Genomic DNA, 22,030 nt, shown 5'->3' with positions numbered 1-22,030 from the left:
CTGAGCTACAGAGGCAAAAGTGGCGACCCGGAACGGGCTCGAACCGTCGACCTCTAGCGTGACAGGCTAGCGTTCTAACCAACTGAACTACCGGGCCGTGTTTGGTGGGAACAACAGGGCTCGAACCTGTGACCCCCTGCTTGTAAGGCAGGTGCTCTCCCAGCTGAGCTATGCTCCCTAACCGTTCGCCTCTCTCTTTGCGACTCGTTTATAATACTACATTCGGACTTAAAAGTCAAGGGGTTTTCCAAACTTTTTTTACTTTTTTTCTTTCAGCAATTCAACAAGCTCATACTCGCTGAATGAGTAGTGCTTGTTGCAGAAGCGACAATCCGCCTCGGCGCCGTGATTCTGTTCGATCATCTCTTTTATCTCTTCCTTCGGCATCGCGGCGATCAGATTTCTGATCTTCTCCTTTGAGCAGCCGCATACATACTTGACCTCGAACTCATCAAGCACCTCTACCTCAAAGCCCTCTAAAGCAGCCTTACACATATCGAGCGCGGTCATACCCTTGGCGAGCATGGTAGTGACGGATTCGAGCTTACTGACATTTGCCTCTACCCTATCTATGGTGCTGTCATCCGCACCCGGTAATAGCTGTAACAGCAGCCCGCCGGATAAAAGCACCTGAGAGCTCTCCTTATCGATCAGAACGCCCAGCGCGCAAACGGTCGGTATCTGCTCGCTCGTCGCGTAGTAGTTAGTGATATCCTCAGCGATCTCACCCGAGACGATCGGGATCTTGCCGATGTACGGCTCCCCCTCGCCGAAGTCCTTCATCACGCTCACGATACCTGAGCCGACAGCCTCGGCGACATTCAGCTTGCCGTTTTCATAATGTGTCGTGGGACAGTCGGGATGGGTCACGAAGCCCTTGACGTTGCCTGCGGAATCGGCGACCGCCATGAACGCGCCCAGACCTCCGTCGCCCTCGAAGCGGATATTGATAGAAGCCTTCGACGACTTGAACTGTGCGCCCATCATCGAAGCGGCGGACAGCAGTCTGCCCAAGGCGGCGCTCGCTACGGGGCTCGTATGATGAATAACGCTCGCCTTGTAAGCGATATCGGTAGAATCGATTGCGGAGACCATCACGGCTCCGTCGGAGGTAATACATCTGATGATTTTATCCATAAGCTTATCCTTTCGGAATGATTATTCTGCGTTTTTTGACTCGACCATTTCCGCGACGAATACCGCGCGGTCGGAGGTATCTTTCAACGGTTCGGTCGTCATATCGGCATATACCGCACGAACGGTGAACCCTGCCTGCGCCAGCATCCGTTTCACCTCGTCTGTTTCATATGCACGCTCCTTGAAATGCTCGCTCTGACGGTAATACACGCCATCCTCCCGCTCAAAGAGATCAAGCTCGATATTGACGATATTATTTTCTTTCAGAGAATTTTGCCAGACACAAAATACCTGATCGGTATCGTAGACGAAGGTATTGTTACCGAGGATCTCGCGGTGCTTGTAGACGGTATTCATGTCAAATACGAAATATCCGCCGCTGTTCATGAACAGCGCCACGCGGTCAAAGGCTCTCTGCAGCTTCTTCTGATCGGTGATGTGATTAAGGCTGTCGAGCGTACAGATACAGGTGTCGATCGTACCGTACAAGTCGAGCCGTTCCATCTCCTGACAGAGAAAAAGAACGTCGAGCCCCTGCTCAGCCGCTTTCTCCATGGCGATCGAGAGCATATCATAGGAGCCGTCGATCCCGAAGATATCCACTCCCCTGGTTTTCAGCTCCAGCGTGAGCGTGCCGGTACCGCAGGCAAGATCGAGCGTCAAGCCCCACGGATGACCGTATAAAGATAAAACGCTCTGAATATAATCAGCGCGTTTTTTATAATCCACATTAAAGGTAAGGTTGTCGTAAAACTGTGAAAAGCTGTGATAACCGCTCATTATTCGTCCTTCATACGTTCAAAGACAAGGCTGTAGCCGCCGGCGTTCTCATAGTCCAGCGAGCGCTTCACGCGGCTGATGGTCGCGGTAGAGGCTCCGGTCGCCTCGACGATCTTGTTGTAAACCATATTTTTATCAAGCATGACGGCGACCGCAAAACGCTGAGACAGCGCCTTGAGCTCGGGAATAGTGCAAAGATCCTTAAAGAACGCTTCGCACTCCTCTTCGGTCTGTAAGGTCAATATCGCTTTGTATAAATCCTTTGTAAACTCGGTATTCGGTTTCGTAGACATAACAGACTCCTCTTCGATACGTTTTACTGATTTACAATTTTAACACACGAAAACCAAAATGTAAATAGAAATAATTATTTTTTGCGCAAATATTTATTTGCGTTTTAAAGCGTGATATAATCACGGCAATCAATCGGAAACTATGAAATGCATTGATGTGTATAAAACGCCCCTGCGCAAACAGGAGCGTTCGGATCATTTGATGGTATAGCCTTTGGAAGCGAGGTATTTGCTGATCTGCTCGTCGTCGTAGTATTCCAGATCATCGGCGCCGGCAAGGTATTCGTTATGATGTCTGATCTCATGTACCAATATCCTGCGCAGGATCTCGCGGTACTCGTCCAGCGTTTTATTGCGATAAGCGCGGATAATGCTGCCGTAATAGATCTTGATCGACTTGCCGAGGTTATCGCGCACATATACGCCGAGGATATACAGGTCGTTATTCTGCGCGTACCAATGGTAGCGCACACCGTCCTCAAGGACGATACCGCCGTTTAGCTCGCGATACAGCTCGACCGGCAGCGAATCGGCGATCTCGTCAAGGATCGCGCCGCATTCTTCGTACGTCATCAGTCTAAGAAGTCCTTGAGCTTCTTGGAGCGCGACGGATGGCGGAGCTTACGCAGCGCCTTCGCCTCGATCTGACGGATACGCTCACGGGTGACGTTGAACTCCTTGCCGACCTCCTCGAGAGTACGGCTTCTGCCGTCCTCAAGACCGAAGCGCAGACGGAGAACCTTTTCCTCACGGGGCGTCAGGGTATCGAGCACCTCCATGAGCTGTTCGCGCAGCATGGTATGAGACGCGGCGTCAGCGGGAGCGGGAGCGTCGTCATCGGGGATGAAGTCGCCCAGATGGCTGTCCTCCTCCTCACCGATCGGGGTCTCGAGGGAAACGGGCTCCTGCGCAACGCGCATGATCTCACGCACCTTGTCGACAGGCATGTTCAGCTCCTCTGCGATCTCGTCCGCGGAGGGCTCTCTGCCGTTCTGATGCAGCAGCTGAGAAGAAACCTTCTTGACCTTATTGATCGTCTCCACCATATGTACGGGGATACGGATGGTACGCGCCTGATCGGCGATGGCACGGGTGATCGCCTGGCGGATCCACCATGTCGCGTAGGTCGAGAACTTGAAGCCCTTGGTATAGTCGAACTTCTCGACCGCCTTGATCAAGCCGAGGTTGCCCTCCTGGATCAGATCGAGGAAGTGCATGCCTCTGCCGAGATAACGCTTCGCGATACTGACGACCAGTCGAAGATTCGCTTCGGACAGGCGCTTCTTCGCGTTGACGTCGCCTTCGCCGATACGAATAGCGAGCTCGACCTCCTCCTCGGGAGAAAGCAGCGGAACGCGGCCGATCTCCTTCAGATAGACCTTAACGGGGTCGTCGATCGAGATGTTGTCGCTGTTCTCAACGGGAGCAGGCTCGGAGCCGTCCTCCGACTTGATCGTCTCGTCAAGATTGAGGTTATCAAGGTTCAGATCGTCCTCCAGATCGGTCTCAACAATCTCGATACCCGCCTGTTCGAGCGCGTCATACAGCTTTTCGAGCTGTTCGGGGTCGATATCCATCTCACCGATGGCGTCAAGGATATCCTGGTTGGTGATATTACCCTTCGCCTTTGCGAGATCGGTCAGTTCTTTCAAAAGGTTCTTCTTATCGGTTGTTGCTGCCATGTGGCATCATCCTTTCTATATTCAGCATTCAGCGGTTATTGCTTCTTATCCTTCATGCTTTTTAGGTATGAAGTCAAATCATCGTTGGAAAAGCCGCGTATATCCTCCTCGGAGGGTCGGGAGGCTTCATCCTTGATAATTGCGATGTATTCGTCGAGCGCCTGTGTGGTGCGGGTCATGTCCTGATAGCTGTTCACGATACGCACGACCTGACTCTGTTCGTCAGCGGTAAAATCCGCCGCGATCGAGTTCATCGGATTAAGGTTATTCAGGATCTTCCCTGAAAAATATTCATACAGCCTGCGGTTGAAATCCGTCGCGAAATCCTCGGCGGGAAGCCGCTCGTGGATATAGGTCAGCTTGTCCGGATTATGCACCAGAAAAGCGATCAGATTCTCCTCGGCGGTCGCCGCGCGCAAATTAGACGCATGCTGCGGATTGATCTTGTCATCACGCGCGGAGATCTGCTTACGCAGACGCGCGTATTCTTCCTTATTTCTGCCGCGCTCCTTGCGCTTGAGCTGCCGCGCGATCTGCTCCGTGATCATCGGCTTGGAAACATCCGTCTCGTCGGAGAGTCGGGAGGCGTAGATATCGCGCTCCATCGGGTTATTCAGCTCGCACAGCAGCTTAACGCCCTCGTTGAGGTAATCGAGCTTACCCTGCGCGTTGCTCATATCATACTGCGATCTCAGCTTCCTCAACCGGTAATCCATATCATTGCCGCTGCGATCCAACAGGTTTTGGAAAGCGGCATGACCCTTATCGCCGTGACGGCGGATAAATTCATCGGGGTCTTTGCCGTCGGGGATCGAGATGACCTTGACGGTCAATCCTGCCCGTCGAAGGATATCAATGGCGCGTGCGGTTGCCTTCTGTCCCGCTTCGTCCGCGTCATAACAGATAACGACTTCCTTACAGTAGCGCTTCATCAGCGACGCCTGATCGGGCGTGAGCGCCGTACCGAGGGTCGCGACAGCGTTGGTAAAGCCCGCCTGATTCAGCGCGATGACGTCCATATAGCCCTCGCACAATATCAGCTCGTCCGACTTGCTGTTCTTCGCGTTATTGAGTGAGAACAGGTTCAGACTCTTGTTGAAAACGAGGGTATCGGAGGTGTTGAGGTACTTCGGCTTCCCGTCGCTCATGATTCGGCCGCCGAAGGCGATGACGTTGCCGCGCACGTCGATGATCGGGAACATCACGCGGTTATAGAAGCGGTCGACCACTCCCTTGCCCGACTTGGTCTTAAAGACCAGATTCGCGGCGATCATCTCGGCTTCGGAGAAGCCCCTGCCGCGCAGGTGATCTCCCAGAGCGAAACGCTCGTCGGGGGCGAAGCCCAAGCCGAAATGGCGGATCGTGCTGTCGGCAAGCCCTCTTCCCCTGAGATACGCGAGCCCCTCGGCGCCTTCCTTGGAGATCAGCTTGCTGTAAAAGAAGCGCGCCGCCTCGCGGTTCGCTTCATAAATCCGGGTACGCATCCTACTCATGGAGTCGTCGTAATCATCCTCCGGAAGCGACATTCCGGCGCGTTCCGCGAGGAACTTCACCGCCTCCATATAGTCGAGGTTCTCAATATTCATCACAAAGGTGATGATATCGCCGCCCTTGCCGCAGCCGAAGCAGTAGAACGAGCCGGTCTCCGTGTAGATGTTGAACGAGGGCGTTTTCTCACCGTGAAAGGGACACAGACCGACCAGGTTGCGTCCGCGGCGCTTGAGCTGCATATAGGAGGACGCCAGCTCTCCGAGATCGTTGCGATATTTGATCTCACTGATAAATTCATCCGATAATCTTGCCATACTTACTCTCTTTCTGTCAAAAGCTTTATTCACTCTGTTATTACTGTCAAAAAGACAGTCGCACATATTATTTACGCAAAAAGAGGGAATTACCCTTTATTTTGCTCAATTTTTTTCAAAAAATTGTTTTTCTTCCTCGGTCGCCTGTAATTTACCCGAAGATTCCTCGCTCAGCGCCTTGTTGAAGGCGGCGAGATTATCCTCGGGAAGATGAAAAACGAGGTGAACATCGTCGGTAAAGCTCGAATCGTCGATATTGCCGCCGAAGGAAGCGATCATCGAGGGAAGCTTGCCGTACATCGTATAGGAGCAGCTCAGGCTGCATACCGAGCAGACGATCATCTCGCGTTCACCCGAGGCGTCAACAGCGAGCTTTGCCGCGGCGGAATAAGCGCGCACCAAGCCGCCCGCGCCCAGCAGTACACCGCCGAAGTAGCGGGTAACGACGATCACGCAGTCGGTGACACCGCGCTTGCGGATCACATCCAGTACGGGGATTCCCGCCGTACCCTGGGGCTCACCGTCGTCGCTGTAACGCGAAACACCCTCAGAACGAATGACATAAGCATAGACATTATGCCGCGCGTCCCAGTGCTTCGATTTGATTTCATTGATAAAGGCGATCGCCTCGTCCTGTGTGGAAACAGGCTTGCAGTAGCCGATGAAGCGCGAGCGCTTCTCCACCAATTCATCAGAGGCGAACTGCCGAACAGTCTTGTATGTATTCATATCAACTATTAAATATTGAGGTTTTCAACCTGAATTGTAAAGTTTAATGACAATAAAAGGTCGATGAACTAAGTAAGGCGGTACTGATGTACCGCCTTAAGCTCTGTCTGATTATTTGTCCATACCGAAGCGCTTCTTGAAACGGTCAACACGGCCGCCTGTATCAACAAGCTTCTGTTTACCGGTGAAGAACGGATGGCACTTGGAGCAAATTTCAACACGGATATCCTTCTTAGTGGAACCGGTCTCAATCACATTACCGCAAGCGCAGGTAATGGTGGTCTGGCCATAATTAGGATGGATCTTTTCCTGCATTTCATTCACCTCTTTCACATGTAGCCATAAATAACAAAGTAATTATACACGATAAACTTGCAAAATGCAAGCACTTTTTTTAATTTTTTCGCGCAATCAGGCAAAATCCGCTTACTGAGCGGCTAAATAATGGATAAACGCATCGAAACTCATGTCCAGTTCACGCATATTGCGGGCATATTCGGTGCCAACATAGCGGAACAGATGTGAGTTGAACGCCATGCCGCCGGTGTTCTCGTTATCGGGATAACGTAAGACGAAGCCGTAATCGACACAGTTGCGCAGAAGCCACGCGTAAGCGGCCGTATCGACGAACTTACCGTCGGTACGGACGGTCAGATGTACCACCAAACCCGTCTGCTGTTCGCTCTCCCCCGCTCTGGGGATCTCGCGCTTAACGTGAGCCTCCGCCATCACGAGACTGGAGGAATTCTTCTTACGATAATCCTTTACAGCCTTGTCATAGCGCTCGCTTTGTTCTTCATAAGAAATATAACCCTGTTGAACGAGGAATTCAAAGCCCTCGCGCCGACCGTCCGAGACCAAGCGCTCCAGCGCGGGAGCGACCTCGGGACTGACCATGATCCCGCAGGACTCAACAAGCTCCGGCACATCGTTCTCGGAAAGCGGTGAAGCCGAGTTGACAGCTCGCAGAAACATCGGGTTCTCAAGCAGCTCGTCGGTGTTGACCGGCTCCGAGGGAGCCGACGCGCTTCGGTTACCGATCGTGGTCAGGTAATACTTGTAACCGAAGAACACGCCTACCGCCAGTACGGCAAGCATCAGAATCGGCAGAATGACCAACAGCGCCCGCTGGGTCTCAAGATGACTCTCCTCCCGCAGGGTGCGCTCCTCAAACGCGCCGCGATTCACTTTTCGGGGTTTGATATTACGTAGCTTTCTGCTCAATCTTCTTTCCTACCTGCCGTTAATGTCTTTCTTGAATGAAGGGGCGGGCACAATCACCCGCCCCAACCGTTGATATACTCCGGTGACCGAGATCACCTTTTCAAAACAATTACTTGATCGCCTTCGTGTCAATCTCTTCCTTCATCATCGTCATGAAGTCCTCGAGGCTCATTGAGCCGAGATCGCCGTCCTTACGGTGACGGATGGATACGGTGTTGTTCTCGATGTCCTTGTCGCCGATGATGACCATGTACGGGATCTTCTGTACCTGCGCCTCACGGATCTTGTAGCCGATCTTCTCGGAGCGGTCATCGACCTCGGTACGCATACCCATGTCATCCAGCGCCTTCTTGATCTCATACAGACGGTCGAGGTGACGGTCGGCGATGGGCAGCAGCTTGACCTGTACGGGAGCGAGCCACAGCGGGAACGCGCCGGCGTACTTCTCGATCAGAAGCGCCAAGGTACGCTCATAGCATCCGATAGAGGTACGGTGGATGATGAACGGATGCTTCTTCACGCCGTCGCGGTCGACATACTCCATGCCGAACTTCTCGGCGATCATGGGGTCGATCTGGATGGTGATAAGGGTATCTTCCTTACCGAATACGTTCTTGATCTGGATATCGAGCTTCGGGCCGTAGAACGCGGCTTCACCGATACCGATCTTGTAGTTGATGCCGAGATCGTCGAGGATCTTGCCCATCATGCCCTGTACTTCGTTCCACTCTTCCTCTGTGCCGATATATTTCTCGCGGTCGTTGGGATCCCACTGAGAGAAGCGGTAGCTTACATCCTCATACAAGCCTAAGGTCTTTAAGCAGTAGATCGCGAGGTTCAGGCAGTGCTGGAATTCGCCCTCGAGCTGTTCGGGCGTACACATCAGGTGGCCCTCGGAGATCGTGAACTGACGGACGCGAATGAGACCGTGCATCTCGCCCGACGCCTCGTTACGGAACAGGGTCGAGGTCTCGTTAAGGCGCATCGGCAGGTCGCGGTAGCTTCTGCCGCGGTTAAGGAATACCTGATACTGGAACGGACAGGTCATCGGGCGCAGGGCGTAGACGTCCTCGTCGCTGTCGGGATCGCCAAAGACAAACATACCGTCACGGTAATGATCCCAGTGACCGCTGATCTTATACAGATCGGACTTCGCCATAAAGGGGGTCTTGGTCAGCTGCCAGCCGTTCTTCTGTTCAAGATCCTCAACCCAGCGCTGTAAGAGCTGGATAATACGGGCGCCCTTAGGCAGCATGATCGGCAGACCCTGACCGATGTAATCAACGGTGGTAAAGAGCTCTAATTCTCTGCCGAGCTTGTTATGGTCGCGCTTCAAGGCTTCTTCGCGACGGGTGATGTACTCCTCGAGCATCGCCGCCTTCGGGAAAGAGATACCGTAAACACGGCACAGCTGCTGTTTATTGGAGTCACCGCGCCAGTATGCGCCGGTGCAGTTGGTGAGCTTGAACGCCTTGACGGGAGCGACGGACATCAGGTGAGGACCGGCGCACAGGTCGACAAACTCCGCCTGCTTGTAGAAGCTGATGGGCTCGCCCTTACCGGCGTGCTCCTGAGCAAGCTCCACCTTATAAGGCTCGCCGAGCTCCTCGAGATACGCGAGCGCGTCCTCGGGCGCTTTCTCAAAGCGGGAGATCTCAATGCCGGACTTGACGATCTTCTTCATCTCCGCCTCGATCTTCGCGATATCGTCGTTATCAAAGGGCTTTTCAACATCAAAATCATAGTAGAAGCCCTCGTTGATGGAGGGACCGATCGCGAGCTTCGCCTCGGGGAACAGGCGCTTGACCGCCTGAGCCATGATATGAGAGGTGGTGTGCCAGAAAGCCTGCTTGCCCTCTTCATCGTCAAAGGTCAACAGCTCGACCTTGCAGTCGGAAGAAAGCTCGGTACGCAGGTCGCAGACCTTGCCGTCCACCAGCGCGGCACAAACGTTGCGATACAAGCCCATCGAAATGGACTTGGCGATCTCGGCGGGCGTGATGTTCTCTTCAAACTGCTGCACTACGCCGCCCTTTAATTCTACATTGATCATAATATCTTCTCCTTTTCAAATATGACGCTGCATGCCGACAGAAGATTCAACCCTCCGCAGCTGAACGCCGCCTCCCCGGGAAAGGGAGACAAATATAAAAGCCCCGACAGTCAAAGACCATCAGGGCGTATCTACGCGGTTCCACCTGAGTTCGGTACTGTTATCGGCTGAAATCACAGAGTAACAAACACAGGATTCGGCTTCTCACTCAAATGACAGTACCCTCATTACGCCTTAACGCGGCGAACGTCGCTCCATTTCCTAAGCGATCTCCGGAGTGGTATCCCGCGGCTCTCTGCACCGTTTTTCACCAACCAACGGCTCTCTGAAGCTTCAAGCGGCGGACATTGTCTCCATCCACGATCATTATTAAAATTAAATATAGCACCAAAACAAACGGTTGTCAATGGGATTTTGTCAAATCTTTGACAAATTTTATTCAGGCATCGGAAGCACTTCTACGAGCACCATCTGCGCCATCGTCGCGTCGGTCACGGCGATATCCGCGTCGTAATCAATATCGGCACAGGACATCTGCAAGCCGTTGAACGGGATCATCAGAGCAAGATAGCGCTGGATCAGGGTCACATCCATTACGGACATATAGCCGTCGCTGTCTACATCGCCCTTCACGGCGCCGTTACGGTTCGCGGACAGTACGGAAGCCGCCGCAGAGTTATCGGAACAGGCTACCGCCGCATTCTTACAGTCGACAAGCGCTTGGCTGTCGATCAAAGAGGTATCGGACGAAATCGAGACGCCGCGCAGCTGCGTACAGCCGTTAAAGGCGCCGTCGCGCAGTACGGATACGCCCCTGTTCAGCAGAACGTAGCGAAGGCCGCTCGAGCTGAAAGCGTGATAACCAACAGTCAACCCTTTTCCGCAGATATGAGCGCCCTCAAGCGCTTCATCGCCGTCAAAGGCATGCTGCCCGATATATCTCAGCGTAGTCGGAGTGAGCAATTCACCCAGCGATTTACACCCGCGGAAGGCGCCGTCGCCGATATTGACCAGACCCTCGGCAAGCTTGATCTCCCGAAGGCCTACACAATCGGCAAAAGCATACGGATCGATCGAATAAACGCTGCGCGGTATGGTGACGGAGGTGATCTTAGAACGCGTCATGAATGACGCCGACGCGATTCTGCGTATATTGTCAGGGATCGTGACCTTTGTGTCATACCCCTGGTACTTGACAAGCACGCCATCCCCCACCGCGGCAAATGTGCCGAGAGACGTAAGATACGGCGTACCCTCAAAAGCATATGCGCCGACCTCACTGACAGACGCAGGCAGAGAAACATCACTGAGCTTAGAACAGCCGTAAAAGGCGCCTGTACCGATCTCGATCAGATTACCGTCGCTGCGAACGGAGGTCAATTCAGCCGAACGCATAAAAGCATAGGGCGCGACAGCTTCACACGAGGGCGGGATCACTGCGCTTGAGGAGGTGCCGTTATACCATACCAGTACCTTACCAAGCGTTAAATATTTTTCTGTAGAAGAAATAAGATAGGGAGTACCGCGAAAGGCAAACGCGCCGATTCGGCTGACGTTATCGCCGTCAAGCACAGAAGTGAGAGCGGAACAGTCACAGAAGGCTCTGTCCTCAATGATATATACGGACGCGGGAAGGGTCACACTGCGAATATCGCTGCCTTCAAAGGCGCTCTCTCCGATAACCGTTACACCGTCGGGGATACTGACGTTCTTCGCCGTGCCCGCATAGCGGAGCAGCACGCCGTCCTCGACGATAAAATCACCCGCCGCCTGCGCGGGCAAAACGGTCAGTGTAATCAGCGCAGCTACGCTGAGCAGCATACAAAGCAATCTTTTCATTCTCTCACTCCTTCCCGTAACTGTATTTATACTAATCCTTAATCAATCGGATTTTTCGGCGATCTCCAGAATCAGCTTGTCGATCTCATCCAAGCGGGAGGCATAATCCTTGGGACGATCGTCGTTCTCAGTCAAATCGGAATAAGAGGTCAAATAATCGTCGACGTCGCGCAAAATATTTTCATCTTCGGGTTCATCACGCTTGACCTCTTGATACAGATAACCGGAGGTGTCCGCTGTATTCAGGTATTCTAACGTTTCCTCGTTTTCGGTTTCGTTCTCATCGGAAACACTCACCAGAAATCCGTCTGCCTTTTCTTCCGAAACGGGCTTCTCCTCGGGCTCCTCATCGTCTATACCGATGACGGTCGTTTTCTCACGTTCAACCGCGTGTCGGCTTACCTCGATCAGGAAGAGCACGATAAACAGCGCAACGAGCACCATCTCAAGCGGAATCAGATTGGACAAAACATTACTTGTGTCAAAGCTGAAAACAAGCTTAAAAACGCCGCAAGCGAACATTGAGGCAGCAGCCGGAAGACCGAATACAAAGCAATTCTTGACGCCGGTTTTTGACTCGATCACCGACAGCGTTACCGCATAATGATAGAAGAACAGCGTCGCAAAAATATAACAGCACAGAGCGGTAACATCGGCAAAGCGCAGCGAGATCGTCGTGAACGATACAAAACAGGAAACCATGCGTACCGCGAACAATACCGCCGGGAATATACACAGTAAGGAAGCGGGCTTATTCTCTCTGCCCCGGAACATCACCGTCAAGCTCATCGTGATCATTACGACAGCCGAGAGCACTGCCAGTATGCCTTCGGCAACCGGGAGAGGCTGTGCCTTACCGCTTCCGAAGGAGGTGAACAGTTTATAAGTGCCCTCCGCAGCAAAACATACCGCCAGAAGCACGCCGACGATACCCGACGCGATATTACGACGTCTGAGATAATAAGGCGAAATACGACTGTCGAGAGCACAAAAGATCACGGAAAACAGAAAGATCAATACGATTGCCGCCAAAAACAGATAGTCAGGAACAATACTTCCTTTACCGAGGACGCTTCCTTCCGCAAAGAAGCTCGGCGCGAACCTGAAAAAAGCCGCGACAGGCAAGAGGATGATAAAGGGTATCCATGAAAGCTTGGATTTCATATTACTAACTCCTTACACTTGTAAAAGACATTCTTTCATACTAGTTTCTAATAAAACGGATTAGTATAAGCTGTTTTATCAGAAAACAGTATTACATAATAATCCTACTATATATTGTATAGTGAGCTGTTGTTGATGTCAAGTTAAGGTTTTGTAAACTAATAAACGGGCTCCTACCGGAACCCGTTAAGCTTATGAGCGATCTTTCTTAGAGCGCTTGCGGCGCTTCTTTGCGTATGACGACGACACCGAGACATAGACGATGAACAGAACAACGACCAGTCCCACTGCGATCAAAAACCACGGTGAACGCAGAATACCGCCGATTGTATCTGTAAAAAACAGGATCGGGCTGACGCTGACGTCGGAATCGGAAACCAGATTGATCGAGGTGAACTCCTCTCCCCTGTACAACACCTTAGCGGTAGTCACGACGTCGCCCTTCTTGATCGGAGCGCTGACCGAATCGGTGTGATCGGGTACGATCTTCACATCGCCGTCGGTATAATCGTACGGTAAAATGACGTTGAGATCGGATTCGGGCGTCAGGAGCACACTCTTGGTATCCCACGCATGATCGACCTTCTGTTCACAGATCGGCGTATCCTTTGTCACGGGAGTTTGAAACGCAAGCCCCAGAAACGCCCAGCGGAACATATTCGCCGCTTCGATCATGCAGTACTGCTCGTTTTCCTCGCCGTTCTCATTATAGGGAGCATGCAGACAAATGCACATATATGAGTAGCCGTCGCATACGGCGGTCGCAACCAGACAGCGGCCTGCCTCTTTAGAGGTTGCGTTTTTCACGCCGGTAGCGTAGACATAGTTATACTCGCCGCCGCGAGCGCTGTCAACCAACCAGTTCGTGGTGATAAACGGCTCGTCATCCTCGTTTACGTAATAGGTCGAGGTACCGCATATCTTGGAGAAAAGCGGCAGACCCATAGCGTACTTTGTGATCTTGTACAGATCGCGGGCGGTAGTATAATGATCCTCGGCATGATTACCGAAGGGGTTGGCAAAATGAGTATCGGTACATCCCAGCTCCTGTGCCTTGTCGTTCATCATAGGGACGACCTTGCGGTAGTCGCCCTCGCCGATCGCGTCGCACAACACCATGGTTGCGTCCTGACCCTCGGGCAGCATCATCGCGTACAGCAGATCGGTCACGGACAGACTCTTACCGACGTAGTTATCCACGCCGGAGCAATTCATCCCCAGATCGTACACGGTCTTGATACAGCTCTCCTTGACGGGGATCATTGTACCGAGATCCTCAAAATGCTCGGCAGCGATGATATAGGTCATGATCTTGGTCAGGGCGGCCGGATAACGACGAGTGTCGGCTTCTTTCGCAAAAACCTCCATTCCCGTATCCATGTTGACCATCAATATCGTATCGGAATACTGCTGTACATCGCAGTCAAAGGTCAGCGCCGAGGCGGGAACGACGCAGCACAGCGCAAGGATCCCTGCCGTCAGCACCGATAAGATTCTTTTCAGCGTCTTCATCCTATCACTCCTGTGCGGCTTCTGAGGCGGCAGTCTGAGAGGCGGCAGTACCGCTGACAGACGGCTCGGTCGTTGCTTTTGACGGTTCCTCTTTCTCCGATAAATGCTTTGAACTGACGATCAAGGGATTATCAGAAAGCAACCGGTCAAATACATATTTTCCGAATCGCGCAGAATCCGAAAGCATATCAACGCCTTCGCTTGATTCCAGTACCAGATTCACGTCCTCTATCTGCTCTTTATCATAGGTGATCTTGGCGTCGCCTATCTTTTGCCCCTTAAAGAGAGGCCAGTTATATTTCGTCTTCATATTAATCGAATAGGACAGCAGGCTCTCGTCAAAATCATTGGGCAGCGTCTTGTACGAGGAGTTGAAGGGAAACAGCTTCATCTCATATTCACCCCATGAGGATACGATCTTGACGGGAGAAATCTCGCTCTCGGAGTCAATGACTTTTCGGTCGCTCAGGTTGAGATAAGCCCACGTTGTCAGCTTTCGAGCGTCGGCATAGACGTTCTCTTCGCTTCTGTTGTATCCGAGCAATCCCGCGAAGAAATACGTCTTTCCTTTATAAGTAGTGGTCAGAGCGATATTCTGATAGGTTTCATCGGTATAGGAAAACTTCGCGTCGTTCGTATAGCGGAAATAATAAGGGCTGTTGGAATTTAGAATCGAGGCGTTGGATTCAACCGTGTACTTCTCGGGATCAAGACCGTCGGGAACATATCTTTTATCCTTTGTCAGTTCAGAAAAAAGCTTTGTATCGCGTACTGCCATATAGATACGGTACAGGTCGCGGCAGGTAGTATTCTGCGTACGGTCGCTGCTGTAGCCGGGCGAAACAAAATGCGTGCCGGTACAGCCGAGGCTCTTGACCTTTTCGTTCATCGCTGTGACAAATTCATCCAATGCCATACCGGAGAGGTCGGCAAGCGCTATAGAAGCGTCGCTGCCGGTGGTAAGCAGCGCGATAGCCATCAGATCCTTGCAGGTAATCTTCTTGCCGATATAAGCGTTCAGACAGCCGTCTGAATAAGGAATCTGATCGATAAATTCCCGAGTCACCGTAAAGCTCGTTTTCTCGGGTGAAGCGATGGAATCACACGCTACCAGATACGTTGTAAGCGCGACAAGATAACCGCTGAACCACTTGTTATCGGGCTTTTGCGAGAATACGACCGTGTTGGTGTCAACATTGACGAGAATCATATCGTTGGTGGAGGTGCGGACGTCGTTGGTATAGGATGAAACGGGAACGCACATCACACCGAAAGCCAGCGTCAGTACCATCAACAGGCTCAGGATTCTTTTCATTCTGTATTTCTTCATAAATTCCTTCATAATAGGGCTTGATTCTCCTATAGGTTATCTGTTATAATTTCTTATTGGAAACAAAAAGCGGTAAAAAACCGCGAAAATCGACTGATTCACCTTATATTGTACACTATTATTCAGTACATATCAATGCACAAATTGTTAAATTTACAAACTTTTTTCGCTGAACGTTTAGGAGGTTCGCTTTGATATACGTCACGGGAGATATGCACGGAGAGCTTGAGGTTTTTTCGGAACGAAAGCTCGGACAGATCAAGAAGAACGACACCCTGATCGTCACGGGCGACTTCGGCTTTATCTGGAACGGCTCGAAGGAGGAACAAAAAAATCTGAAGAAGCTCGGTAAAAAGAAATATAACATCCTTTTCGTCGAGGGCGCTCGCGAGAATCTGGAGCTTATCAAGCAGCATGAGGAGGTCGATTTCTGCGGAGGAAAAGCGTATCGGATCACCGACAATATCTATTGTCTGAAGCGCGGGGATATTTATACCATCGAAGGCCGCAGGATCCTTGCTCTGGGCGGCGGGTTACCTCCCTTTGAGGATCAGGACGAGGAGAATCCGCCCTCTATGCCTACCGATGATGAGTTGAATCAAACTGTAGAGAACCTGCAGGCGCATCACCGCGAGGTGGATATCATCATCACTCACGAAGCGCCCGCCTCGGTCAAGAAGCTGATCGACCGCCGCGCCGCGATCAACGACCTGAACATCTTCCTCGATACCGTTCTGCATAATACGCGCTGCGGCAAATGGTTCTTCGGCAGTCTGCACCAGGATCGCGCGATCAGCGAAAACCTGATCTGTGTATTTGAGGATGTGTACGGGATAAGATAGTGAAAAACGGAGAACAGAGAACGGTGAATGGTGAATGGTGAAGGGTGAATGGTGAACGGTGAAGGGCGGACGCTGTCCGCACCTGATTGATAATACTTTGATAAAGAAACAACGTCTGCGACCCTACATAGAGTCACAGACGTTTTAATATAGAAGTTGTTATACCAATCCAAAAGCCGTCAGGCTTTCCCAACACCGTTCTCCGTTCTCTGTTCTCCGTTCTCCGTTTCAGTTCATCGTATTCTCGGTTTCCTTGAACAGGCGTCGGATTTTGGCGCGGAGGGCGCGCATACCGTCATGGCTCAGGTCGGGTGAGATCGCGAGCAGCTTCTCCGCCGCCTCCTGGCTCTGGGCGAGCGTCTCCGTATCGGAGAAGTCGGCGATCGAAAGCTCCGGCAAGCCGTGCTGACGGTTGCCGAAGAAGTCGCCGGGGCCACGGAGCTTCAAGTCCATATCGGCGATCTCGAAGCCGTTATTGGTGCGGCACATCGTACCTAAGCGCTGTTCGGTATTCTCGCCGCGGTTGTCGGAGATCAGGATGCAGTAGCTCTGATACTCTCCCCTGCCGACGCGTCCGCGCAGCTGGTGAAGGGTCGAGAGTCCGAACCGTTCGGCGTTCTCGATCATCATGACGGTGGCGTTCTTCACGTCTACGCCGACCTCCACGACCGTCGTCGCGACCAATATACTGATCTCGTTATTCGCGAACTGCGCCATCACGGCGTCCTTTTCCTTCGGCTTCATCTTGCCGTGCAGGATACCGACGGGGTAATCGCGGAACACACCCAACATCAGCTCGGCGGCATAATCGTTGGCGTTTTCGAGCGGGGTCTCTCCCTCGCCCTCTTCGACCAGCGGACAGACGATGTACGCCTGACGACCCTCGTCGACCTGTTTTTTGATAAAACCGAGCGCTCGGTCGCGCTTATCCGTACCGATGAAGTAGGTCTGCACCTCGCTCCGTCCGGGCGGGAGCTCGTCGATGATCGTGATATCCAGATCGCCGTAGATGATCAGTCCGAGGGTGCGCGGGATGGGCGTCGCGGACAGTACCAGTACATGCGGATGCTCGCCCTTGGAGGCGAGTCGGGCGCGCTGCGCAACGCCGAAGCGATGCTGTTCATCGGTGATCGCACAGCCGAGAGCGCTGAACACCGTGCTTTCGGACAACAGCGCGTGCGTACCGATCACGATATCGCTCTCGCCGCTCTCGATACGCGCGCGGGTCTTCCGCTTCTCAGCAGCCGTCATCGAACCGGTCAAGAGCTCCAAACGGATATCGGTACCCGCAAACATCTTTGTAAAGGTCTCGTAATGCTGACGCGCGAGAATATCCGTCGGCGCCATGAACGCCGCCTGATAGCCGTTGCGAACCGTATGATAGCACAAAGCGGCGCATACCGCGGTCTTGCCCGAGCCGACGTCGCCCTGGATCAGCCGATTCATCGGCGAGGGCTTGTCGCGCATATCGGACACGCAGTCTGCGATCGCGCGCTGCTGGGCGCCGGTCAGCGTGAACGGCAGTTTATCGATAAACTCGGCGGTATAATCCGTCGTCATACGGACAGCGGTATGCTCCTTGCTCTGACGCTTCATCAAGCGCATGCCTAGATTCAACACCAGAAGCTCTTCAAATACGAGCCGCCTCCTCGCCCGCTCCATCGCGTCAAGATCGGACGGAAAATGAATATTTTGCAAGGCATAAGACAGCGTGCAAAGGTCGTAGTGCCGTAAGATATCATAAGGCAGCGGGTCGCGGATGACCTCGGGGAGCATACCGAGCGCTTCCTTCGCCGCCTTGATCATCACGCGGTTGCTGAGACCCGCCGTAAGGTTGTAGACAGGGGTCACGGCGTCCGAGGTCGCGGCAGAGGAAAATTCGGGAGAGGTCATCTGCAAGCCGAATTTATCTTCTGCGACCTTGCCCATAAAGAGGTATTCCTCACCGTAACGGAGCATGGACGAAATGTATTTGTTGTTAAAGAATACGAGGCTCAGATAGCCGGAGTCATCACACACGCTGAGCTTCGCCATCATCCTGCCGCCCGAGATACGGATGTTGTTGACGGGCGTCGCGACCTTTGCGCGGATAACAGCGGTCTGACCGCCGACAAGCTCACCGATCGGCGTGGTATCCGACCAGTTATCATAAGCGCGGGGATAATACTCGATCATATCGCCGACAGTATTGACGCCGAGCTTTTTGAAGAGAGCGGCTTTCTTCTCCCCTATGCCGCTGAGATGTGTGATCGGTATTTCATACAGGGACATGGCCGCCCTCCTTTCGTGAACATACACAACAGCGCTGTACTGCTTTCTGCGGTATTCTTCCGCTGAAACAGCACGACAACGGCAATCTGTACGGAAACGATTCCGTACGCTTCACCGCAATCGATCATCTACTTTCATTGTACACGATTCGAACATATATGTCAATTGCAATTTAAAATAATCCAAAAAAGAAAGAGAGAGTCGGGCTTGCCCGAGGCGGCTTGCCGCCTTTTTCTATTTATCTTATTCTTAGTCATTGTCATTGTCTTTGTCTTAGTCTTTGTCTTTGTCATTGTCTTTGTCTTAGCTTGTTTTGCTTGTTTTGCTTGTTTTGCTTGTTTTGCTTGTTTTGAAAGTTGTATATCAGCTTTCACTGTGATACAATATTATCCACAATATTTGACAAAAAATATTTTCATGCAGCTGTTCCGACGATATATGCTTTCCTCAACTACAATTACAACTAACACAAAAGGCTGTTCCCGAAGGAACAGCCTTTATTCTATCCATTATTGAGTTTATGATTCAATCCTCAGTCGATTCTGTTAACAGAAGTAGGATTATTCTACGCTGAAAATGTAGTAGTAGATGGGCTGATCACCCTTGATGTAGGTGATATCGACCTGATCGGCGAACTTGCTCTCGAGCATCTCGACAGCGGCGGCAGCGTCCTCATCGGAAACGTCCTCGCCGGAGATCAGGGTCACAAAGCTCATATCCTTGGTTATCATAGACTTCGCGAGCTTATAGAGCGCCTTATTCGGCGTGGAGGAGGTAACGGTCAGCTTACCGTTATCCAGACCGATGATCTCGCCTTCTCTGATCCTTCTCGCGCCAAATTCGGAATCACGAGCCGCGAAGGTGATCTGACCGGTCGCGACGTGCTTCGCCGCCTGCATCATGTTCTCGACATTCGTCTCGGTATCACTGTCGGGATCGAATACCAGCATTGCGGAGAGACCCTGCGGGATGGTACGGGTCGGAACGATAACGACCTCTCTGTCCTCAGCCAGCGCCTTAGCCTGCTCGGAAGCCATGATGATATTCTTGTTGTTCGGAAGAACGAAAACCTTCTTCGCGGGAGTCGCGAGAACCGCCGCGAGGATATCCTCGGTGGAGGGGTTCATGCTCTGACCGCCGGATACGACATTCAGGCAGCCCAGCTCGTTGAAGAGGTTCGACAGACCCTCACCCGCCGCAACAGCGACAAAGCCGTATTCCTCGGTCGGCTCGGCGATAACGGGCTCAGCCTTCTCCGCCTTCTCCTTCTCAGCCTTCGCCTTATCGTTGTCCTCTTTCGCCTTCTTATGCTGCTCCTTCATGTTCTCGACCTTGACGGTGAGGAGCTGACCGTAGGTCAAGCCCTTCTGGAGCGCTTCGCCGGGGTTCTCGGTATGTACATGAACCTTGATGATCTCATCGTCAGCGACGGTAACGACACAGTCGCCGATGGTCTCAAGGAACAGTCTCAGATCATTGGGATCCTCTTTGATCTCGGGATCTCTGCCGACGATGAACTCGGTGCAGTAGGTAAAGTTGATCACATCGTCAAACTCAGCAGCGGCGGAACGGAAGAAATCATCGGAGGTATCGTCACCGACGCTTTCGGAAGCGGTCTCGTCATACTCGACGACAACGCCGTCACGAATAACGGAGAGCATACCCTCGAAGATGGTCAGGATACCCTTGCCGCCTGCGTCTACAACGCCCGCCTTCTTTAGTACGGGGAGCATCTCGGGAGTCTGCTCCAGCGCGTCGAGAGCCGCGTCACATACGATCTCCCACAGAGCCGCAGGATCCTCCTCGGTCATGAGCGCCTCAAGACCTGCCTCATAACCCATACGGGCTACGGTGAGGATGGTACCCTCGGTGGGCTTGGTGACAGCGTTATAAGCCGCCTCAACGCCCAGACCCAGCGCGTGGATCAGATCGGCGCCGTCAGCCTCGGTCTTTCCCTCGAGGCCCTTGGAGATTCCGCGGAACAGCAGAGAGGTGATAACGCCGGAGTTACCGCGAGCGCCGCGAAGCATCGCGGAAGCGGTCATACGAGAAACATCGGCTACCGTACCTGCCTCGGCATCCTTGAGGGCGTCGGCAGCGGCAACGATGGTCATCGACATGTTTGTACCGGTATCGCCGTCGGGAACCGGGAAAATGTTAAGGTCGTTAATACGAGCCTTGATGGAAGAAATATTATTGGCGCCGGAAATGATCGCCAGTTTCAGGGTTTCACCGTTAATCAACGTAAACACATCCTTACTATTTAGTTACAAACTTGTATTATTATACACTAAATCGCCAAAATTAGCAAGCGCTATCTATACAAAAAAGACCCTATTTTTGTAAATTATCTTAGTTCAAATGACTGAGCGCCTGTACACCTGCCTGTTTTACGATCGATATCAAAGATCACGCAGTCAAGCTTACATGCGCCGTCGGCGTAATCAAAGCGCTCGGGCAGCATCGTTTGGAAGCGGCGGATGATGATATCCTTCTTTACGCCGAGACAGCTGTCGATCACGCCGGTCATCCCGACGTCGGTAATATAACCCGTACCGCCCTGCAGCACCTCGGCGTCAGCGGTCAGGACATGGGTATGCGTGCCGAAGACCGCGCTGACCCTGCCGTCGAGATACAGTCCCATGGCACGCTTCTCGGAGGTCGCCTCTGCATGAAAATCGACAATGACGATCTTCGCGTCAAGCTCCTTCAGTATCCTGTCGATTGCCTGAAAAGGATTATCCATATTCGCGTCCATAAACTGCTGACCCATGAGATTGACGACCGCTACGGTGGTAAAGCCCATGTCAATGGTACAGACGCCCTTGCCCGGCGTCAGGGACGAGGGGTAGTTATACGGGCGGATGATGTTCGGGGTCTCATCAAGGTAAGGATAGACCTCCCTGCGGCGAAAGCTGTGGTTGCCCAGGGTGATCACATCAGCGCCCGAGGTGAAGATATGGTCTGCGGATTTGGGCGTAATGCCGTTGCCGTCAGCGGCATTCTCACCGTTGCAGATCACCAGATCGACCTGCTGCTGCCGCTTGAAAGCGGGAAGCTGCCCGCGCAGAAAGGCGCAGCCGGCAGAGCCGACCACGTCGCCGATACACATAATTCTCATAATATCATCTTTCTATACTCAAGATAGGATCAGTATAGCACAAAAGAAAGAAATTGGCAAGACAAGTCCATCAGCTTTGCACGAAATCAAAAAGCTCAAAGCTTAAAGCTTAAAGTTCAAAGCTCAAAGAATAAAGCTGTTAGCAGGTGCGCCCCTACGGCACGATCACACGTCGGCTGTTTGTAGGCGTATGGTTATATTGTAGGGCGGGGGTGCCCCCGTTGGGGGAATGTCCGAAGGACAAGGGG

General features: G+C 52.4%; 18 protein-coding genes, 2 tRNA genes and 1 other annotated feature. Of the genes, 1 reads left to right on the top strand and 19 read right to left on the bottom strand.

Annotation, left to right across the window (positions count from 1 at the left end; genetic code table 11):
- Positions 1–20: 20 nt before the first annotated feature.
- From R2I50_RS02725 to R2I50_RS02650, 16 genes are all read right to left on the bottom strand, one after another.
- Positions 21–97, bottom strand: a tRNA-Asp gene (locus R2I50_RS02725).
- Positions 98–102: 5 nt separating this feature from the next.
- Positions 103–178 (bottom strand) — tRNA-Val (locus R2I50_RS02720).
- A gap of 80 nt (positions 179–258) precedes the next feature.
- Positions 259–1,137: an Hsp33 family molecular chaperone HslO gene (gene hslO, locus R2I50_RS02715; RefSeq protein ID WP_316607569.1), complete on the bottom strand. Its 879-nt coding sequence runs from the start codon at positions 1,135–1,137 to the stop codon at positions 259–261.
- A gap of 21 nt (positions 1,138–1,158) precedes the next feature.
- Positions 1,159–1,917: a class I SAM-dependent methyltransferase gene (locus tag R2I50_RS02710; RefSeq protein ID WP_316607568.1), complete on the bottom strand. Its 759-nt coding sequence runs from the start codon at positions 1,915–1,917 to the stop codon at positions 1,159–1,161.
- A complete protein-coding gene (locus tag R2I50_RS02705) occupies positions 1,917–2,210 on the bottom strand; it encodes a YerC/YecD family TrpR-related protein (RefSeq protein WP_316607567.1) in 294 nt (97 codons plus the stop codon). The genes R2I50_RS02710 and R2I50_RS02705 overlap by 1 nt, the downstream gene beginning before the upstream one ends.
- 195 nt (positions 2,211–2,405) lie before the next feature.
- The gene (locus tag R2I50_RS02700) at positions 2,406–2,783 is read right to left on the bottom strand and encodes a metallopeptidase family protein (RefSeq protein WP_316607566.1); all 378 of its coding nucleotides are present in this window, start codon (positions 2,781–2,783) and stop codon (positions 2,406–2,408) included.
- Positions 2,783–3,892, bottom strand: coding sequence for an RNA polymerase sigma factor RpoD (gene rpoD, locus R2I50_RS02695; protein ID WP_316607565.1), 1,110 nt, complete (start codon positions 3,890–3,892; stop codon positions 2,783–2,785). Before rpoD ends, R2I50_RS02700 begins: the two co-directional genes overlap by 1 nt.
- Positions 3,893–3,927: 35 nt before the next feature.
- Positions 3,928–5,697, bottom strand: coding sequence for a DNA primase (dnaG, locus tag R2I50_RS02690; RefSeq protein ID WP_316607563.1), 1,770 nt, complete (start codon positions 5,695–5,697; stop codon positions 3,928–3,930).
- 105 nt (positions 5,698–5,802) lie between these two features.
- A complete protein-coding gene (locus R2I50_RS02685; RefSeq protein WP_316607561.1) occupies positions 5,803–6,426 on the bottom strand; it encodes a YigZ family protein in 624 nt (207 codons plus the stop codon).
- A 111-nt stretch (positions 6,427–6,537) separates the two neighbouring features.
- Positions 6,538–6,741, bottom strand: a complete 204-nt coding sequence (gene rpmE / locus R2I50_RS02680; protein WP_316607560.1) for a 50S ribosomal protein L31 — start codon at positions 6,739–6,741, stop codon at positions 6,538–6,540.
- Between the two features lie 111 nt (positions 6,742–6,852).
- A complete protein-coding gene (locus tag R2I50_RS02675) occupies positions 6,853–7,650 on the bottom strand; it encodes a M15 family metallopeptidase (protein WP_316607559.1) in 798 nt (265 codons plus the stop codon).
- Between the two features lie 109 nt (positions 7,651–7,759).
- A complete protein-coding gene (thrS, locus tag R2I50_RS02670) occupies positions 7,760–9,703 on the bottom strand; it encodes a threonine--tRNA ligase (RefSeq protein ID WP_316607558.1) in 1,944 nt (647 codons plus the stop codon).
- Positions 9,704–9,821: 118 nt separating this feature from the next.
- Positions 9,822–10,072, bottom strand: a binding site (T-box leader).
- A 66-nt stretch (positions 10,073–10,138) separates the two neighbouring features.
- The gene (locus R2I50_RS02665; protein WP_316607557.1) at positions 10,139–11,542 is read right to left on the bottom strand and encodes a leucine-rich repeat protein; all 1,404 of its coding nucleotides are present in this window, start codon (positions 11,540–11,542) and stop codon (positions 10,139–10,141) included.
- Positions 11,543–11,584: 42 nt separating this feature from the next.
- Positions 11,585–12,706, bottom strand: a complete 1,122-nt coding sequence (locus R2I50_RS02660) for a hypothetical protein (RefSeq protein WP_316607556.1) — start codon at positions 12,704–12,706, stop codon at positions 11,585–11,587.
- A gap of 192 nt (positions 12,707–12,898) precedes the next feature.
- Complete coding sequence (locus tag R2I50_RS02655) at positions 12,899–14,218, bottom strand: serine hydrolase (protein WP_316607555.1); 1,320 nt, start codon at positions 14,216–14,218, stop codon at positions 12,899–12,901.
- Between the two features lie 4 nt (positions 14,219–14,222).
- Complete coding sequence (locus R2I50_RS02650) at positions 14,223–15,548, bottom strand: hypothetical protein (RefSeq protein ID WP_316607554.1); 1,326 nt, start codon at positions 15,546–15,548, stop codon at positions 14,223–14,225.
- Between the two features lie 191 nt (positions 15,549–15,739).
- Here R2I50_RS02650 and R2I50_RS02645 point away from each other — a divergent pair, with 191 nt between their 5' ends.
- Positions 15,740–16,390: a metallophosphoesterase gene (locus tag R2I50_RS02645; protein WP_316607553.1), complete on the top strand. Its 651-nt coding sequence runs from the start codon at positions 15,740–15,742 to the stop codon at positions 16,388–16,390.
- Between the two features lie 228 nt (positions 16,391–16,618).
- Here R2I50_RS02645 and recG read toward each other — a convergent pair whose 3' ends face one another.
- The 3 genes from recG to R2I50_RS02630 form a co-directional block, all read right to left on the bottom strand.
- The gene (recG, locus tag R2I50_RS02640; RefSeq protein ID WP_316607552.1) at positions 16,619–18,688 is read right to left on the bottom strand and encodes an ATP-dependent DNA helicase RecG; all 2,070 of its coding nucleotides are present in this window, start codon (positions 18,686–18,688) and stop codon (positions 16,619–16,621) included.
- 533 nt (positions 18,689–19,221) lie between these two features.
- Positions 19,222–20,904 (bottom strand): DAK2 domain-containing protein, encoded by a 1,683-nt coding sequence (locus R2I50_RS02635; RefSeq protein WP_316607551.1) that lies wholly within the window; start codon positions 20,902–20,904, stop codon positions 19,222–19,224.
- 104 nt (positions 20,905–21,008) lie between these two features.
- Positions 21,009–21,782, bottom strand: coding sequence for a TIGR00282 family metallophosphoesterase (locus R2I50_RS02630; RefSeq protein ID WP_316607550.1), 774 nt, complete (start codon positions 21,780–21,782; stop codon positions 21,009–21,011).
- Positions 21,783–22,030: the final 248 nt, after the last annotated feature.

It is taken from the genome of uncultured Ruminococcus sp., assembly GCA_902785355.1.
Taxonomy (GTDB): Bacteria; Bacillota; Clostridia; order Oscillospirales; family Acutalibacteraceae; genus Ruminococcoides.
This window is presented reverse-complemented; position numbering and strand designations above follow the sequence as displayed.

What these genes read in the sequence shown, in the direction of transcription:
- hslO (WP_316607569.1), bottom strand. Translation starts at nt 1,137, where the DNA reads ATGGATAAAATCATCAGATGTATTACCTCCGACGGAGCCGTGATGGTC.
- R2I50_RS02710 (WP_316607568.1), bottom strand. Translation starts at nt 1,917, where the DNA reads ATGAGCGGTTATCACAGCTTTTCACAGTTTTACGACAACCTTACCTTT.
- R2I50_RS02705 (WP_316607567.1), bottom strand. Translation starts at nt 2,210, where the DNA reads ATGTCTACGAAACCGAATACCGAGTTTACAAAGGATTTATACAAAGCG.
- R2I50_RS02700 (WP_316607566.1), bottom strand. Translation starts at nt 2,783, where the DNA reads ATGACGTACGAAGAATGCGGCGCGATCCTTGACGAGATCGCCGATTCG.
- rpoD (WP_316607565.1), bottom strand. Translation starts at nt 3,892, where the DNA reads ATGGCAGCAACAACCGATAAGAAGAACCTTTTGAAAGAACTGACCGAT.
- dnaG (WP_316607563.1), bottom strand. Translation starts at nt 5,697, where the DNA reads ATGGCAAGATTATCGGATGAATTTATCAGTGAGATCAAATATCGCAAC.
- R2I50_RS02685 (WP_316607561.1), bottom strand. Translation starts at nt 6,426, where the DNA reads ATGAATACATACAAGACTGTTCGGCAGTTCGCCTCTGATGAATTGGTG.
- rpmE (WP_316607560.1), bottom strand. Translation starts at nt 6,741, where the DNA reads ATGCAGGAAAAGATCCATCCTAATTATGGCCAGACCACCATTACCTGC.
- thrS (WP_316607558.1), bottom strand. Translation starts at nt 9,703, where the DNA reads ATGATCAATGTAGAATTAAAGGGCGGCGTAGTGCAGCAGTTTGAAGAG.
- R2I50_RS02665 (WP_316607557.1), bottom strand. Translation starts at nt 11,542, where the DNA reads ATGAAAAGATTGCTTTGTATGCTGCTCAGCGTAGCTGCGCTGATTACA.
- R2I50_RS02660 (WP_316607556.1), bottom strand. Translation starts at nt 12,706, where the DNA reads ATGAAATCCAAGCTTTCATGGATACCCTTTATCATCCTCTTGCCTGTC.
- R2I50_RS02655 (WP_316607555.1), bottom strand. Translation starts at nt 14,218, where the DNA reads ATGAAGACGCTGAAAAGAATCTTATCGGTGCTGACGGCAGGGATCCTT.
- R2I50_RS02650 (WP_316607554.1), bottom strand. Translation starts at nt 15,548, where the DNA reads ATGAAGAAATACAGAATGAAAAGAATCCTGAGCCTGTTGATGGTACTG.
- R2I50_RS02630 (WP_316607550.1), bottom strand. Translation starts at nt 21,782, where the DNA reads ATGAGAATTATGTGTATCGGCGACGTGGTCGGCTCTGCCGGCTGCGCC.